This is a genomic window from Pseudoflavonifractor sp. BSD2780061688st1 E11 (genome assembly GCF_005844125.1).
Taxonomy (GTDB): domain Bacteria; phylum Bacillota; class Clostridia; order Lachnospirales; family Lachnospiraceae; genus Sellimonas; species Sellimonas catena.
On the sequence record NZ_SPHM01000016.1, the window covers coordinates 26,426 to 40,961 of the forward strand.

Consider the following 14,536-nt stretch of genomic DNA (forward strand, 5'->3'; position numbering starts at 1 on the left):
CCATTTTAGATCAATAGGCAGGCACTCCATATCCTTCAATCTGCTCATAACCTATCGGGTAACTCCGTCTGGCCACTTTATCCCCACTGTTTCCTTCTATTGTATAAATGGTTCCGTCTACCACGCTTTCCACAATCCCTACATGGTCGATACTCCCGTCATTTCCCCAGTCAAAGAATACAAGATCCCCAGTGGCAGGAACATAGCTGCCATCCATGAACTGGCCCTGGCTCTCAAACCATTCCATACCTGCAGAACATAAAGAAAACTTTGGTATCACACCTGCCTCGATATATCCGCACTGATCAGCACACCAGCTTACAAAGCAGGCACACCATTCCTCTCTGTTGGAAAATCCATACCAGCTCCAGTAGATATCTCCCCCATTGCCTTCCTGCGTCAGCGCCACCTGCACAATCGCCTGGCTCCCGGTTCCCGTAGGGATACGTCCAAACACGTAGTATCGCAGTACGTGGGATACATACTCCGTATCCCCGTAACCGCTCCACCCGTTCCGCTCTGCCATCATCGTGGAAAACTCCACCGCATTGGCATAGGTATATCCTCCATAATTCTCTTTCGCCCATGAGATATACCCGTTTCCATAATTATATCCCTGCAGTGCCAGTTTAATATTGTTCATATCCACCGGACTTTCCACGCCTGCCTCCCGCAGACAGGCCGCAAGGTTCTGGATACCAACATCAATAGAATACTCCGGATCTGTGATCCCGTTTGGCGTATTTGGATAACGGGTATTATACCCGCACTCGGACGCCTGCATGGGATCGGTTCCCTGTCCGCCGCTCTCCTGCATCATAACCGCTTTGATCAGTTCTACATATTCCTCAATTCCATACTGTCTGGCATACTGCCGGATCAGTGGCTCATATGCCTCCACCTCTGCACTGACAGGTGTAACGGTACTAGAATTACTTCCTCCCACCATGCTGAATAATGCTCCAAACAGGATGACGATCAGCAGGATCAACACCACGATCCAGCCCCCTGCAAGGATAGCTGAGACAAGCGCCTTCGTTGACGCAATGACAGCTTTCACAGCGACTGACACAGCTTTCGCCGCTGCTTTTGCGGCCTGCGCTGCGGCAATCGCCGCCTGTCTTGCTACAACCGCTGTCCTCTGAGTAGTCAGAACCGCTGCTCTCGCTCCCTGGCCTGCAGCTCTGGCAGTAACCTCCGTAGTCCGGACTGCTGTGTATCCCGTTCTCTGCGCTGTTTTGATTGTCCTGCCCGTGCCTTTCACTGCGGCTTTCCCGGAAGTTTTTATAGAAGCATGAGCTGTTTTGATTGTTTTCTCTCCCCGGTCAATCGTCTTGACCGTCTGCTTTGGAAGTTCCCGGATTTGCGCTCCTTTCTTTCCAGTCTCTCTTCCTCCGGCTGTCCGCCCGGTCTGCGCTCCTGTCCGGTTTTTTATCTGTTCTTTCGGCTGGTAAGTCTTTTCTGTACCGGACGAAAAAGAAGAGGCGGAAGGATCTCCGTTTTTCTCTTGAAAAGCCTCTGCCTCTTTTTCTGCCCTGCCCCGCTCCCGGACAACATGGATTACTTTCTTCCCCTGTTTTTCCGCCTGTTGAACCGTTCCACGGGCGGCTCTCTCCCCTTTTTCCATGACCTGATCTTCGGCATAGCCTACGGGATTTCCCTGTTCCTTGACCTGTGTCTGCTCTGCACTGTCTCTTGTCCGGATATAGGCCCCTTTCATATGCTCCGCCGCTGTCACTGTTTTATCCAATACTTTAATATCCTTCTGGACGTGGCGAGTTTTGATCGTTCTTCCCATCGCCTGCCCTCCTTTCGGATATGGGATTTTCAGATCTTCTTAGCCACAACCACAAGCCTTCCATTGGTATTGGAATATTCGCAGGTGGACAGAGTAAGCAGCTTGTCTCCATATGTGGCGGTCACTCCCGTATCATAAAGGGCAAGCTCCCTGCACTGCTCCACATAGTCCGTGAACTCTTTCTCCGTCTCTGCATGAGAAAAGAGATAGAACTTGAATCCGGTATCATCATATACCGTGGTCTTGAATACTGCGATCACTTCGTATTCGGCAGTTTCCGTCAGTGTATCAAAATGGACAATTTTATGCTGCTCATAGAAATCCCGGCCCTCATAGTTCATCAGTCCGGCGAACATGGAACCGTTGTTCATGTGGTGTCCGTAGATGATCACGTTGTCGCTGGGTTCCATCGGATCACAATGCTCTGCGATATAGGGAACACCATAGGCGCTGGACTCCTTGTAAAAATTGTGTTTCAGATAATAGTCCGGGTTGTCCGGCGTATACATGACCGGATAGTTAATCTGCGTATCCTCAATCCGGATCCATCCGGCCATATCATTATTCATGGCAAACAGCTCGGCATACCGCTCTAAAGGAGAGACGACTTCCTGCTCCTCTCCTGCCGGTTCTTCCTCCGGCGTATCCTCTGTCTGCTCCACGATCTGTGCCAGTTCGGTAAATTCTTTCTCCGCTTTCTGTGCGCCCGCATAATGGCTGATCACTTGAAACAGCGACACGCCAAAAAGCAGGACGCATACCGCCAGTCCTGCCAGATACCATTTCCCTTTGATCTTCTGATGTTTCATTCTGCAATTCTCCTCCTTATTCTCTTGCCTGCTGTTTGACCGGAACCGGCAACTGTGGAACCATTTTCTTCTCCTCTTTCAATTTTTTCAATTCCCCTTTCACGGATGGTTTCTTTTCCTCCTTCTGCACGAACTGTTCCAGACGTTTCCTCACATTGCCCGTGGTCTGCTCCATGCTGGAAAGCCTGCCGCTGATCGTCAAAAATGACTTGCGGATTTTTGCTGTAATCCCCCTGTCTGTGGCCTGTGGTTCTACTTTCTCCCGTTCTTTCCCTCGGAAAATCCTGCCCACGTTTTTGATATGGCCGCCTGCAGCGTGGAGTTCCCCGCTTAAGACTTCCATTTTATCCGCCTGCCGGTTCATACTCTCCATCGCTCCGTGAAGTCTTTCCTGTATCCGGGCAAGAACGGACGGGATCTTCATGGCTGATACTGCTTTTTGCAGAGCGTCCTTTCCTTTCTCTTTAAACGTCTGCAAAGCACTTTTTGCGGACTGGATTAGATTTTTCCGCACCGTATGGAACTGTCCTCCAACTTCCTGCACTTTACCCTGTGCCTGTTCAGCGATCCGCAGGACGGACGCTTTCACGCCTCCGTCCTGGATCTGGGATAACTGTTCCTTCACATCCCGCAATTCCTCAAGCACCTGTCCAAACTGGGATTCCATTCCATCCAGATACTTTACAAGGGATTCCACTTCTTTCTGCTCCTTTTTAAGCCCATTTCCTTCCAATACCCGGAACAGTTCCACGATCTCCGGCTGTTCCATCAAAGCCGTCTGTCTTGCTGTCTCCATCTGTGCCCCCTCCTATCGTTCTCTCTGTGCGTTCTGCGGTTTCATGGCAGGCAGTTCCCGGCAGTAATCCGGATATTTCAACCGGATCGCCTCAAAAAAGTAAGGTGCATACCCGCAGTCAAAAATCTCATACGGAGTGGACATCTGCTCGTCTCCCTTCTCTGTGTAGCCGTTCCAGAGATTGAAGGCAAGCCTTGTCAGACGGATGGAACCGCCTGTCTGCCATCCTTCATGCAGGGCCGCTGGTTTGATATGCCCCTGTTTAAAGTCAAAAATCCGCTCCACGTTTCTTCTGGTGGTATCGGAAATCCCCACGCAATAGAAAAACGCCTGATGATAACTGTCTGTGTTCCCGGTTCTCTTGAGCATGGAATAAAAGAAATTTTCGTGTTCCTTTGATTCAAATCGAATTGTTTTCATATGATCCCTCCATATACAAACAGCCTGCGGGAAATTTCTTTCCTCACAGACTGCTAAAAATGATTGTATTATAACTCTGGAATACCGTCTCCCGGACTGCCCCACGTTTTCTCAAAATCCTCTGGTTTTGTGGACATCAGCTTGTAGATCTCAGAATTTTTACTCATCTGATTATAGAACGGAACCAGGGCGCTGCCGATCCTCGCAAGGCCATTTCCGGCTCTGGCATTTGTAATATACTTCATCTGTTCCCCGGAAATATGGAGAAGCTCCGCCAACTGCTCCCGGTCAGAAGCGGACTGATTCAGCATGACAATAAATTCCGAGTTGGAGAGCATTGTCCTTGCGGTCAGTGAATCCAGCACATACTCCACGTTCTGCGTCAGACTGGTCGTCCATGCGTTTCTCTTACGGAACCGCCGGTAAGCGCTGTCGAAAAAGTTTGCGCTGTACTTATGCTGTAACAGCGTGTGGAACTCATCCAGAAAGATATGGGTTCTCACACCGTTCTCCCAGTTCTGGGATACCCGGTTGATCATGTGGTCAGTGATCACAAGCTGCCCCAGGTCTTTCATATCTTCCACCATGCCCCGTGTATTAAAACTGATCAGACGGTTTTCCGTTTCAATGTTGGTGGGATGGGAAAAGTTGTTCAGCGTACCGTCCGTGAACAGTTCCAACATCAGAGCCAGATCTTTTGCCTCCGGCTCATCCTGCTCCTGCAGTACCCGGCGCAGCGTGAAAAAGGTCGGGATTTCGTACTGGCGTTTTTTGGAGTAAACACGCTCCACGCAGCGGTCAAGGATACTCTTTTCCTTCGGCCCGATAATATAGCGGTCATCCGTGATCCGCTCATACAGGGAGAGGACAAACTGGGATTTATCCACAATCGGGTTTTTATCGCCATAGCCTTTTACCATATCCATAGCATTTAAATGAATATCACTTCCGGCGCAGATCGGCAGGCTCACGCCGCCCAGCGCCTGCACCAGAGGTTCATATTCTCCTTCCGGATCGTAGATCAGCACTTGATCTTTTGACGTTGTGAGAATAATTAACAGTACAAATAATTTTGTCAACATGGATTTGCCACTTCCGGGTACGCCTAAGATAAAAGCGGACGGATTGAGCAAAAGTCCACGGTTTACCAAGATCAGATTGTGGGAGATCGCATTGATCCCGCAATAGATCCCGCCTTTGTCCATGACTTCCTGTGTCCGGAAGGGGATCAGACTGCCTAAACTTTCTGTGGTCAGCGTCCTCATGCTGTCAATCTTTCTCACTCCAATCGGGAGTGCAGTATTCATTCCGTCCATCTGCTGAAATTTCAGCACTGCCATCTGACACATCTTATTTCTGGCCACGGACAGGATCGTGCTGGTATCTGCGTCCAACTGTTTCTTATCTCCGGCCATGTGCATTAAAGTCACGACAGCTACCATCATCCGCTGATCCCTTGTAGTCAGATCCCGCAGAAATTCCCGGCTTTCCTCCTTCTGCAATTCCATATCATAGGGAACTGTAGCGGAAAAGTTCTGGTTGGCGTTCTGCCGCCTCTGCCAGTTCGTGATATTCGTCTCCACACCCAGCAGACGGTTCTGAGCCTCATTGACCGCCTCGTCCGTGGGGATCGGAATAATATCAATGCTGATCATCATGTTCTGGTTGATGTCGGCAAACTCCGATACCATTGTGTCTGAGATATAAGAGGCATAGTCTTTCAGATACAGCACCCGGCCATACCGTTCCCCTACTTTGAAATAGTCTTTCTCAAACTCCATCGTGTCCGGACAGATATAGTCTTTAAAGCTGTGGCCCAGTTTTGCGGATGTTTTCATATCAAAAGAGAAATGACTTTCCTCTCCGGCTCGGTAGAAACTGTGCAGCACATGAAGTTTTTCCTGTGCGTCCAGTTCCTCGCACTTAGAACCCAGGTTGCTGAAATGAGAGATCAGCCCGTTTCCGGTACGCAGAAAATAGTTCCTTGCGTCCTCCACGTTCTTCCGGTACACGGAAATCGTCACATACAATTCCCGGATCATACCATTGGCTCCCACGGTCTTTTCCATGAGCATGTCGTTGACTTCCTTCCGGTACTTGTCCAGTCCGTCCTCCTGCATGGGGATAAAGACAGCCTCTTTCAGCTCCTCCTTGTTCAGTCTGCGGATAATGATCGTCAGCTTGGTCGTGGCTCCGCAGTCAAAAAAGTTCAGAATACTTGTGTAATCCAGAAACATGGATTTCTTATCTTCCTCGGACGCCACCTCAAAGTTGATGTCCGTAAACCGATACGTCTTCGCATACTTGTTTTTCCCTACCAGAAAGATCCCGTCTTTCCAGATGGTCTGGATCGGGATTGCCTGCTGTACGCTCTTCGGGATTTTAAACTTCTCCTTGTCCTGCCGCATGACGGTTTTTAGTGTTCTTAACATGCTTTCCCATCGCCTCCTTTTCCTGCTTTCTGATCTCGTCCTTTGCCAGTTCGTAATACAAATTTTCCGGATGGAATACCAAATATTTCGGCATGAGGATCTCGCTCTTGATCCACACCCACAAAAATTTCTCTGCGGTCATTCCGTGGTATTTGATAAAGCCAATGGCCGCAAAGGGCGCTGCTCCCAACATGCACACCCAACTGACTGTTTCCATTCCCATATGCGGACGGAGCAAAAAATAAAGGCCCACAGCAACGCCGCAGGCCAGAACCGCACAGATAAACTGGCGGAGTGACAGGCCAAAATACATGGCCTCCGTATATTCCCGGATTTCCCGGTTGATCTTAATCTCCAAATGATGACCTCCTTTGTCTGAAAATTTCTCAATCGCACATTTGTCTCCCCCTACTCTTCCTGTTATACTCAAAGAAAAAACTGCAAAGGGGGCTTCGATATGCCATACACTGTTTTTATCTCTCTCGGTATCTCTGTTGTCCTGCTCTTTTTATCTCTGATCTTCCGTCTGGCGGGAAAATTAAGGCTGACTCTGCCATTGCTGTATTTCCTTCTGACTGCCACGGTTCTGAACCCGTGGGCCGCAGCCCATGAGACGCTTGCTTTTGCAATCCTTTATGGACTGCTCGCCCTCTCCGTCATAAGCTGGCTGTTTTCCTTAAGAAATGCTATCCGTGACCGGAGATATTATAAGGCGCTGGAAGAAGATATGAGCTGGCAGATCAAGCGGGCCAGAAACAACGGAATCGCTATGGACACCGTATACTTTGACAGTACCGGGAACATGCGGTACAAAGATACCAACGAGGTGATAGACTAAAGGCACGGGGCTCCGTGTCTTTTTCTTATCCTCCAGCCACAGCCGGATTTCATCTCTCCGGTTCTTTCGGCACCCGTTCCGGATGATAGAGAGTCATTACATCCATCATACCTGAAAGCCCTGTCTCTGTTTCGATCTTTTCTTTCGTTATACGGTTCTGCCTGCAATATTTCAGATATTTCTGCATACCTTTCTCTGTCTCGATTTCATCCTGCCATGCTTCAATGGTACTCCACACATCAAAATGACAATCCATACTCATGCCAACGATTTCATAGCCGGATTCCAAAAGTTTAAACAGATCCCGTTCGTAATTAAAGCCCCAAAGCTCACAGGGCTCATCTCGTGTATAGGGATAAAACTGATAACAAATACATTGCATACCCGCAACCGCAATAATCTGATCTGGATTCGGGTGCTTTCCTTTTGCAAGTACATACATCAGATCATAATTATCTGTCTCTCCCCACTCCCTGTTTTCCTGGTAGAACTCTTCCCGTTTCAAAGCACGGTTAGCTGCCCGCCATATTTTTTCTCTGTTGACTGCCATCGGCTCTCCTCCTTTCTTACAGCCCCATCATCTCCCGTACCACACGGTCTGCCATCTTCACAGCGCCTACCAGAACCAGCATGTTAAAGATCAGTTCCGCTATATAGCTCCACACCATTGTGACTGCCGCTGCCTCCGGATCAACCACTGGCGGGGATGACGCAAACACGGAGAAGATAATGCAGGCCAGTACGATAATGGCTCCCTCCAGACACACTGCCGCATAGGATTTTAAAAAGCTCTTTCCCACGTTCTGTGTTGGCTCCCCGGCAAAGGTAGACAGGGGAACCGGAGCTATTGCGGTATAGAGATACAGCCGGAAAAACCGCCCGTACACACTCATGATCATAATAAAACTCAAGACCGTGACAAACAGGCCTCCGATCAGTGTGACCGCCCACAAAGGAATACTCTCAAAAAATCCGCAGTCCTCCACTGCGGTAATAATCTCCTGTGGCAGTACCGTCTCCTGTGCGCTCCCAAATCCGGCAGCGTCCATGATGGTGCTGACTATGCCTTGCACAATCTGAAACAGTGCCATCATCAGTTCCAGCCCGTAAGTGACCACGCCTTTCGCCAACGCAAACCGGATGAACAGTTTCAGTGCGTGTTCCGGCTTTTTCACTTCCGTAAAACTTCCGCAAGTCTTTACTACGCCTACTACGAAAAACAAAACCAGAAGGGCGTATCCGATTGCCTGCAGCGCACCGTGGATACTGACGATCACGTTCCAGATGTCTCCCCCTTTGAAATTTTCCGGAGACTGGGTAATGATCTGCCAGATTTCCGCCAGTTTGCTGTTCCATGTGTCCAGGGCGTTCTGAAGGTTCTGAACCACCCAGTTATCACTCAAAACACATTCCTCCTTTCCGGCAGAAACAGGACAGACCGTTTCCGGCCTGCCCCTCTGCCCGGTTTCTGATTATCTGCTGTCCCGTTCCGGCGGTTTGTTTCGGATTACACCGTAAACATCATCCACATAATATCTTCCCACAATAGGGTTGAATATCGCATGGCATTTCACACCGTTGTACTCCGCCAGATAATCATTCTCCCCCAGACGTTCCAGAATAGCTGCCTTTGCAAGCACGTTTTTCCCGTCTGTTTTCAATGAATGGATATAGCATTCACACGTTTTCATTTTCATTACCCCGTAATCAGTGTTAAGATTTCCCTTGCAAACGTGATGATCACACCTCCAGCCAGCGTCAAAAATCCATTCGCTCTCTGTGAAGGATCATGGGATTTTAATGACAGGCCGATCTGCACAATACCAAATCCCAGCAGGATCATTCCAATGGCACGGATCAGTCCAAAGATAAATTCGGATAGATTATTGATTACGGTCAAAGGATCATCCGCCGCAAATGCAGTTGTGGCTCCCACTGTCATCATCAGTACCAGCGCCGCATAGATGACCATGAACCGCTTTCCTCTGCGGCTCATGGGAAGTTTCCGGGTTTCTTTTTTCTCATCTCTCTGTTTCATTGTCTGAGTCCTCCTCATTCTTACTGAATATTTCCTCTAAATCCTCATCGGATAAGAGTTCATAGCCTTCTGTGTCTGGCGGGGCCTCCGTGATCTCGCCCTCCAGACTGTCTCCCAACGTAATGCTCGCCACTGCCTGCGTCACTTCTCCGTGCAGGTAGGGTTTTCCCTTCCCGTCCGTGGTCAGAGCAATGTTCGGGTGTTTTAAAATATCAAATTTCTCGTCCATAACCGGGCGTTCTCCCCGGATAAAAAGAAGTGCGTAGCGGTTGTCCAGCATACGCACTTCATCCGGTGTCATCAGTTCCCGGCCTGTGATCTGATAGTTGGTGGAATAGTTCCCGGAGTGTCCAGTGGACTTTCCGTAGGTGTTTGTATCTATGGTGGCTTTTCCCAGCAGTTCACTGACATACTTGTGGGTTCCCTGTTCATTGCCTCCTAAATATAAAAATTCATCGCAGTTGCCCACGATACTTTCCCACTGCTTTTCAAATAATGCCTTTAACTGTGCCAGATTTTGCAGGATAATGGATACACTGACCTCTCTGGATCGCATGACAGAAAGAATCTTGTCAAAGTCATCGGGCAGGCTGACGTTTGCGAACTCATCCATCAGAAAATGAACGTGGACAGGCAGCCTGCCGCCATATTTGTGGTCTGCCAGATAGAAAAGCTGTTGGAATAACTGGGTATATAAAATCGACACCAGAAAGTTATAGCTGGTGTCATTGTCCGGGATCAGCGCAAAAAGTGCCACTTTCTTCTCTCCCAGGGAAGGAAGATCTAAATCGTCCGTGGCGGTCAGTGCCGCAAGGCTCGACAGATTGAACTTCTCCAGTCTGGCCGCCAGTGTGATCTGAATGGATTTCAGCGTTTTCGCACTTCCTGAGTGGTAATCCTTATAATACTTCACTGCGATATGCTCCGGCTCCCGCATTTCCAGACGTTCAAACAGCTCGTCCAGAGGAGATTGATATTCGTCATTATCCTCCCGCACTTCCCCGGCCCGCAGAAGTTCCATGACCATCGGGAAGTTCTGCTCCTCTTCCGGTGCCTCGTATTTCAGATAGAAGATAAGCGCCAGAAGAAGCATGGAAGCCGCTGTATCCCAGAAAGGATCGTTGCTCTGGCTCCCCTTTGGCGTGGTCGCTTTAAACAGGTTCGTCACAAGCCTCTGCACATCATTGTCATCCTTCAGATAGCCAAAAGGATTGTAACAGTAGCTTTTCTCCATATTGATCAAATCCAATACACGGACGTCATATCCTTTCGCCTCCAGTAAATATCCGGTATCCCGGAGATTTTCTCCTTTTGGATCCAACACCACGAAAGAAGTGTTCGCCTGGCATAAATTTACTTTACCATAGAAGCGGGTTTTTCCCGCTCCTGCGCCTCCGATCACTAAAGTCAGCATATTCCTCCGGTGTTTCCGCATGTCATAACTGATTCGAACATTTTTAGTCATGATTTTATTGTCCTCAAACCGCTTGGCACAATACTTCTTATTGATCTCCTGCGGATTTCCCCACACAGCGGAACCATGTTCCTCTCCTCTCCGATACTTTCTCCGGGTGGACAGGTAAATCCCGATCCCCAGTCCATAGGCAAGCAGAAAAAGAAGGACAGTTTTTACACTGTCCTTGCAGATTTCAATGGAAAACGGATGATTCATGGCCTCCGGCAGACCTTTTAGGATTCCCATAAGACCACCGGACAAATAAGGCGCTGTCAACAGGGCAAACCAGACCACCGGCATAATACCGAAGGCAGCAAAGATCCATGTACTTTGCCTGTTACCGCTCTTCATGATGTCTGTGCCCCCTTCGTGTTTTCTCCGGCGGCACCTCCAGCTTTGCGATCACTTTTAGAAGAACGTCATCCACTGCGTCCGTGGGCCGTTCCTCCTTTAACATCTGGTTCCGTTTGTCTTTCAGCGAATGGAAGATCACACCGCATTCATATTTATCCAGTTCCAGAGTAACTCTGTCCTCACTCAACGTTCACACCTCCTATCGCTCCTGCACGCTCTCCCGGCGCTGCCAGTTTCCCCGTGGCTGTCCGGATTCCCGGTCCGGCCCATACATCCGGTCCTGGCCTCCTTCCCGGTCCGGCCTGTTTTCCTGGCGTTTTCCTTCTTCCCGGTTCTGGCCTGTCTGTTCCTGCTGTCTCTGATTCATGCGGTTCTGCTCAAACACTTTTGCCATACGGGAAGAAATGGTATTGGCAGCTTCACGGGCCTTTGACAGTTCGGCCCGCACTTCCTGCGGCTCCATTCCCTCCAGAAATGCCGGAGCATAACTGAAATCATATGCCTGCGTGTCGATCCCATACTTTTTGCAGAGCATATAGGACGCACAATAGGCATGGAAAGCGTCCTCGTTCCGATCATACTCCGGATCTCCGTCCGCAAACCCGGCAAGTGCCAGTTCCGGCGTCAGACACTGGAAGATCTCCTGTGCGTTCATGCCTTTCCGCACATAGATACAGTTTTCCTCCGGTTCAAAGATTGCCCCTTTATCCTCCGGCATTTGATCCGGCTCCGCTGTCACAATACTGGCCGGAGGATTGTTGATCAGCGCCCGGATCAAAAGCCTCTCATCCATTGCTGTCTGCGGCTGCGGACGCTCACTCATGGTAGTCTGGGAAATATCATACAGTTTTTTCGCATTATAATAAGTGCCGATACTCCCGTCCTCCCGCTCATATTCCTTTCCCGGTTCCATGATCAGAACCGGATTCTGCCGCTCTGCACGTTTCACGAATACTCCCTGTTCTCTCCAGTAACCATAATCTCCAAGGCGTTCTGCGTCCGGCCTCTGGGCTAATATGAGCAGGGCATTGTTAGCGGTATAACGGTCAAACCGTGCCTGTACATCCAGATACTGCTGAAATTTCCCGCTGTCAGCAGCCACTTCATTTGTGATCAGTTCGGACAGCTCATAGCAGCGGCTCCGGTTATTCTTGCTTTCTGCAATAAAAGCAGCCTTTTTATCGTCCTGTGGCACTGCCGATACATTCAACATGGAATCAAAGTTGTTCTCCATACTCTCTACCTCTCTTTCGATTTTCTCTGTTTTTTCCGGTTCTGCGGCTGTGTATGCTGCGTCTGCCTTGTCCGGCTGGGCTTCTCTTTTGAAACCGTTTCCTGTGCCTTACCTTCCGCCTCTTTCTTCCTCGCTGCCTTTATCTCATTAAGTTCTTTCCGTACAGACGGCTTTTTCGGTACGGATGGGGTATACAGCTTAGAAGTACCCTCGGCGGTTTTGTCTGGCCTCACGGAGATAGGCTCGGACAGACGGGATTTCTCTGTCTTTGCCAAAGAGGGGTTTTGCTGTTTTCCCTCTTTTTTTACTGGCTCCCCAAACAATTCGTCCATGATCCGATCCTCTTGTGATTTTTCCGGATGTTCCTGCCGTGGAACTTCTGGAGATTTCCCAGATACCACCTTCTGCTCCTGCAGATGTTCCTCTTTCTGATTTGTCTTTCCGGTATCCGGTCGTGTTTTTCCGGAGGACGTCTCCCGACTCTTCCCCTTGGATTTATCCGCTCTGCTCTTTTCAATCTCATCCTTAATTTCTGCTGCTTCCGAAACAGAAGCAAACTTGAACCGCTCCACGATCCGATTAATCCGGGGAGCGTCCTCCTCTTTGACCACCACATCGACCATCCCATCCTTACTCCCTCTCGGATTCCGCACCGCACAGTATAGGATCCCATATCGTTTTGCTCTTGCGACAAACTGTTTCAAATCGTTTTCTTTCACAGGATACACAGTCAGCGGTTTGCCGGAGCGGACAAGGGTTTCCAGCCTTGCCCGCCCTTTGGTCTTTTTCTGTTCTTTCATTATCGCATACAGAAGCACTGCAAGCTGTTTCGCTCCGACTCCTGTGAGCTTTAGGGCAGCCTCACCTACTTCCAGTGACATCCTTACTACCTGATCAGCGGCTTCGCCTGATGTGTTCATGGCTTACTTCCTCCTTTCCCTGTTTCTTTTCCTGCCGCACAATCTGTATTTTCTGCCGGATCAAACCGGAACGTGCGGCAATCCCGTCACAAAGCACCACCTCCTCTCGGAGTTCCCCGATTCGGGCAGTCAGTCCGGAAATTTCTGCTTTTACTTCCGCCAGACGTTCCTCCTCCCGGATACTGCGGCACTGATACCGTAGCCTCTGGCGTTCCTTAGATAACTGCGTCATCTGTTCCTGCAAAGATCCTTTATAAGAAAATAGCTGCTCGTCCGTGTCAATGTGACATCGGCAAAGCAGCCTTGTCTCTCTGGAGATCTGTTCCAGTTTCGCCAGATCTTCCCGCAGGAGAAAATGAAGTTGTTTCGAGGACACGGAAGGGCGCTTTTTCGGCAGGATTCCTAAAAGGAAGCAGTAGTGCAGGTACAGTCCCCGCAGTCCTCCGATTTTTCTCTTCGGCAGGTTTCCCCTCACATGCACCACATACCGCTTTTTCTCCGGCAGTCGTTCTTCCTGCGGGATAGCAGACGGTTTTTCCTCCAGTATTCTTCTCCGGATCGACTCCAGAGAATAGTCCTCTCCAAAATTCCGTTCCAGTTTCAGCCCTCGCTCCCGCCCTTCCGGACGGATCGTGATGTCTTTCCCAAACTTAATGGAATAACCTTTCGCCTTTAAGATATGGAAAAACTGTTTTTCCGTTCTCGCCTGTAAAATTGCCTCATCCACATCGTCCCGGACAATACTGTGGTAAGTGGGCTTCCCTTCCTGCTCTGCCCGCCACTCGCCATAATGCCTGGACTTTCCCGGCTGCGGATGTTCGATCACAGACAGGCCATACTCCCGGCAAAGGCGGTCAGAGACAGACCGCATATCCCGGTAGTCTTGATTGGTTCTGTGATACCGTTTCCCATCAGTATAGGAAACAGAATTGACCACAAAGTGGTTGTGAAGATGATGGGCCTTGTCCAGATGAGTGGCAACCAACACCTGGAAACGCTCGCCCCACAGCTCTTGTGCCAGGCGGACACCGATCTCATGGGCCAATGCCGGGGTACACTCTCCCGGAGCAAAGGACTGATACCCATGAAATGCCATAATCCCTTCATCCTTTCCATACCGCTTTTTAACCGCCATCATTTCATTACGTGCGGTGGCGGGCGTACAGTTGATACCGGAAACATACTGCTGCATAACCGGTTCCGTCTCACTGGTAATCTCCTCCTCTCCCTTCTTCCCTTTCCGTCTGGTCTTTTCCTCGTTGACTGCATAGGCGATCACATCAGAAAGGCTCTGCATTTTCTCCTCACTCTGTACCGCCTCTTCTTTTTTATATCCCGGAAGTTTTGCGATCTCCGGAGCGGTGGTCTTTTCCGGGTTCTCTACATAGATCACGACTTTCCCCAGCCAACCTTTCACACTCCAGATGGATGTGGTAGCCAC

Annotated in this window: 16 protein-coding genes; 1 reads left to right on the forward strand and 15 read right to left on the reverse strand. The window is 49.6% G+C overall.

What is annotated here, in order from left to right; translation table 11 throughout:
- Window positions 1-10: 10 nt before the first annotated feature.
- The 6 genes from FGQ85_RS09000 to FGQ85_RS09025 all read right to left on the reverse strand — a co-directional run bounded on the left by FGQ85_RS09000 (window position 11) and on the right by FGQ85_RS09025 (window position 6,613).
- On the reverse strand, window positions 11-1,798 hold the full coding sequence (locus tag FGQ85_RS09000) for a lysozyme family protein (protein ID WP_138373277.1): 1,788 nt from the start codon (window positions 1,796-1,798) through the stop codon (window positions 11-13).
- Window positions 1,799-1,827: 29 nt separating this feature from the next.
- Window positions 1,828-2,607 (reverse strand): class B sortase, encoded by a 780-nt coding sequence (srtB, locus tag FGQ85_RS09005; protein ID WP_138373278.1) that lies wholly within the window; start codon window positions 2,605-2,607, stop codon window positions 1,828-1,830.
- A gap of 16 nt (window positions 2,608-2,623) precedes the next feature.
- Complete coding sequence (locus FGQ85_RS09010; RefSeq protein ID WP_138373279.1) at window positions 2,624-3,403, reverse strand: DUF6674 family protein; 780 nt, start codon at window positions 3,401-3,403, stop codon at window positions 2,624-2,626.
- 12 nt (window positions 3,404-3,415) lie between these two features.
- Window positions 3,416-3,823, reverse strand: a complete 408-nt coding sequence (locus tag FGQ85_RS09015) for a DUF6075 family protein (RefSeq protein ID WP_138373280.1) — start codon at window positions 3,821-3,823, stop codon at window positions 3,416-3,418.
- 68 nt (window positions 3,824-3,891) lie between these two features.
- Entirely contained in the window at window positions 3,892-6,255 is a 2,364-nt protein-coding gene (locus FGQ85_RS09020; RefSeq protein ID WP_138373281.1) for a VirB4-like conjugal transfer ATPase, CD1110 family, read from the reverse strand.
- Window positions 6,206-6,613: a PrgI family protein gene (locus tag FGQ85_RS09025; RefSeq protein WP_138373282.1), complete on the reverse strand. Its 408-nt coding sequence runs from the start codon at window positions 6,611-6,613 to the stop codon at window positions 6,206-6,208. The genes FGQ85_RS09020 and FGQ85_RS09025 overlap by 50 nt, the downstream gene beginning before the upstream one ends.
- 99 nt (window positions 6,614-6,712) lie before the next feature.
- On the opposite strand from FGQ85_RS09025, the gene FGQ85_RS09030 reads away from it, so the two are divergent.
- Window positions 6,713-7,093: a hypothetical protein gene (locus tag FGQ85_RS09030; RefSeq protein ID WP_138373283.1), complete on the forward strand. Its 381-nt coding sequence runs from the start codon at window positions 6,713-6,715 to the stop codon at window positions 7,091-7,093.
- Window positions 7,094-7,142: 49 nt separating this feature from the next.
- On the opposite strand, the gene FGQ85_RS09035 is transcribed toward FGQ85_RS09030, so the two are convergent.
- The 9 genes from FGQ85_RS09035 to FGQ85_RS09075 form a co-directional block, all read right to left on the reverse strand.
- Complete coding sequence (locus tag FGQ85_RS09035; protein WP_138373284.1) at window positions 7,143-7,643, reverse strand: hypothetical protein; 501 nt, start codon at window positions 7,641-7,643, stop codon at window positions 7,143-7,145.
- Window positions 7,644-7,659: 16 nt separating this feature from the next.
- Window positions 7,660-8,496 (reverse strand): hypothetical protein, encoded by an 837-nt coding sequence (locus FGQ85_RS09040; protein ID WP_087161980.1) that lies wholly within the window; start codon window positions 8,494-8,496, stop codon window positions 7,660-7,662.
- Between the two features lie 69 nt (window positions 8,497-8,565).
- Window positions 8,566-8,784, reverse strand: a complete 219-nt coding sequence (locus tag FGQ85_RS09045) for a hypothetical protein (RefSeq protein WP_138373285.1) — start codon at window positions 8,782-8,784, stop codon at window positions 8,566-8,568.
- Between the two features lie 5 nt (window positions 8,785-8,789).
- Window positions 8,790-9,131, reverse strand: a complete 342-nt coding sequence (locus FGQ85_RS09050; protein ID WP_087161981.1) for a glutamyl-tRNA amidotransferase — start codon at window positions 9,129-9,131, stop codon at window positions 8,790-8,792.
- On the reverse strand, window positions 9,115-10,938 hold the full coding sequence (locus FGQ85_RS09055) for a VirD4-like conjugal transfer protein, CD1115 family (protein WP_138373286.1): 1,824 nt from the start codon (window positions 10,936-10,938) through the stop codon (window positions 9,115-9,117). The genes FGQ85_RS09050 and FGQ85_RS09055 overlap by 17 nt, the downstream gene beginning before the upstream one ends.
- Window positions 10,925-11,128 (reverse strand): hypothetical protein, encoded by a 204-nt coding sequence (locus FGQ85_RS09060; protein ID WP_138373287.1) that lies wholly within the window; start codon window positions 11,126-11,128, stop codon window positions 10,925-10,927. The genes FGQ85_RS09055 and FGQ85_RS09060 overlap by 14 nt, the downstream gene beginning before the upstream one ends.
- Window positions 11,129-11,140: 12 nt before the next feature.
- A complete protein-coding gene (locus FGQ85_RS09065; protein WP_243128527.1) occupies window positions 11,141-12,175 on the reverse strand; it encodes a hypothetical protein in 1,035 nt (344 codons plus the stop codon).
- A 5-nt stretch (window positions 12,176-12,180) separates the two neighbouring features.
- A complete protein-coding gene (locus tag FGQ85_RS09070; RefSeq protein WP_138373288.1) occupies window positions 12,181-13,095 on the reverse strand; it encodes a PcfB family protein in 915 nt (304 codons plus the stop codon).
- Complete coding sequence (locus tag FGQ85_RS09075; protein ID WP_138373289.1) at window positions 13,070-14,536, reverse strand: relaxase/mobilization nuclease domain-containing protein; 1,467 nt, start codon at window positions 14,534-14,536, stop codon at window positions 13,070-13,072. The genes FGQ85_RS09070 and FGQ85_RS09075 overlap by 26 nt, the downstream gene beginning before the upstream one ends.

Excerpts from the sequence above, each read along its gene's own strand:
- FGQ85_RS09000 (WP_138373277.1), bottom strand. The coding sequence starts at position 1,798 with ATGGGAAGAACGATCAAAACTCGCCACGTCCAGAAGGATATTAAAGTA.
- srtB (WP_138373278.1), bottom strand. The coding sequence starts at position 2,607 with ATGAAACATCAGAAGATCAAAGGGAAATGGTATCTGGCAGGACTGGCG.
- FGQ85_RS09010 (WP_138373279.1), bottom strand. The coding sequence starts at position 3,403 with ATGGAGACAGCAAGACAGACGGCTTTGATGGAACAGCCGGAGATCGTG.
- FGQ85_RS09015 (WP_138373280.1), bottom strand. The coding sequence starts at position 3,823 with ATGAAAACAATTCGATTTGAATCAAAGGAACACGAAAATTTCTTTTAT.
- FGQ85_RS09020 (WP_138373281.1), bottom strand. The coding sequence starts at position 6,255 with ATGTTAAGAACACTAAAAACCGTCATGCGGCAGGACAAGGAGAAGTTT.
- FGQ85_RS09030 (WP_138373283.1), top strand. The coding sequence starts at position 6,713 with ATGCCATACACTGTTTTTATCTCTCTCGGTATCTCTGTTGTCCTGCTC.
- FGQ85_RS09035 (WP_138373284.1), bottom strand. The coding sequence starts at position 7,643 with ATGGCAGTCAACAGAGAAAAAATATGGCGGGCAGCTAACCGTGCTTTG.
- FGQ85_RS09045 (WP_138373285.1), bottom strand. The coding sequence starts at position 8,784 with ATGAAAACGTGTGAATGCTATATCCATTCATTGAAAACAGACGGGAAA.
- FGQ85_RS09050 (WP_087161981.1), bottom strand. The coding sequence starts at position 9,131 with ATGAAACAGAGAGATGAGAAAAAAGAAACCCGGAAACTTCCCATGAGC.
- FGQ85_RS09055 (WP_138373286.1), bottom strand. The coding sequence starts at position 10,938 with ATGAAGAGCGGTAACAGGCAAAGTACATGGATCTTTGCTGCCTTCGGT.
- FGQ85_RS09065 (WP_243128527.1), bottom strand. The coding sequence starts at position 12,175 with ATGGAGAACAACTTTGATTCCATGTTGAATGTATCGGCAGTGCCACAG.
- FGQ85_RS09070 (WP_138373288.1), bottom strand. The coding sequence starts at position 13,095 with ATGAACACATCAGGCGAAGCCGCTGATCAGGTAGTAAGGATGTCACTG.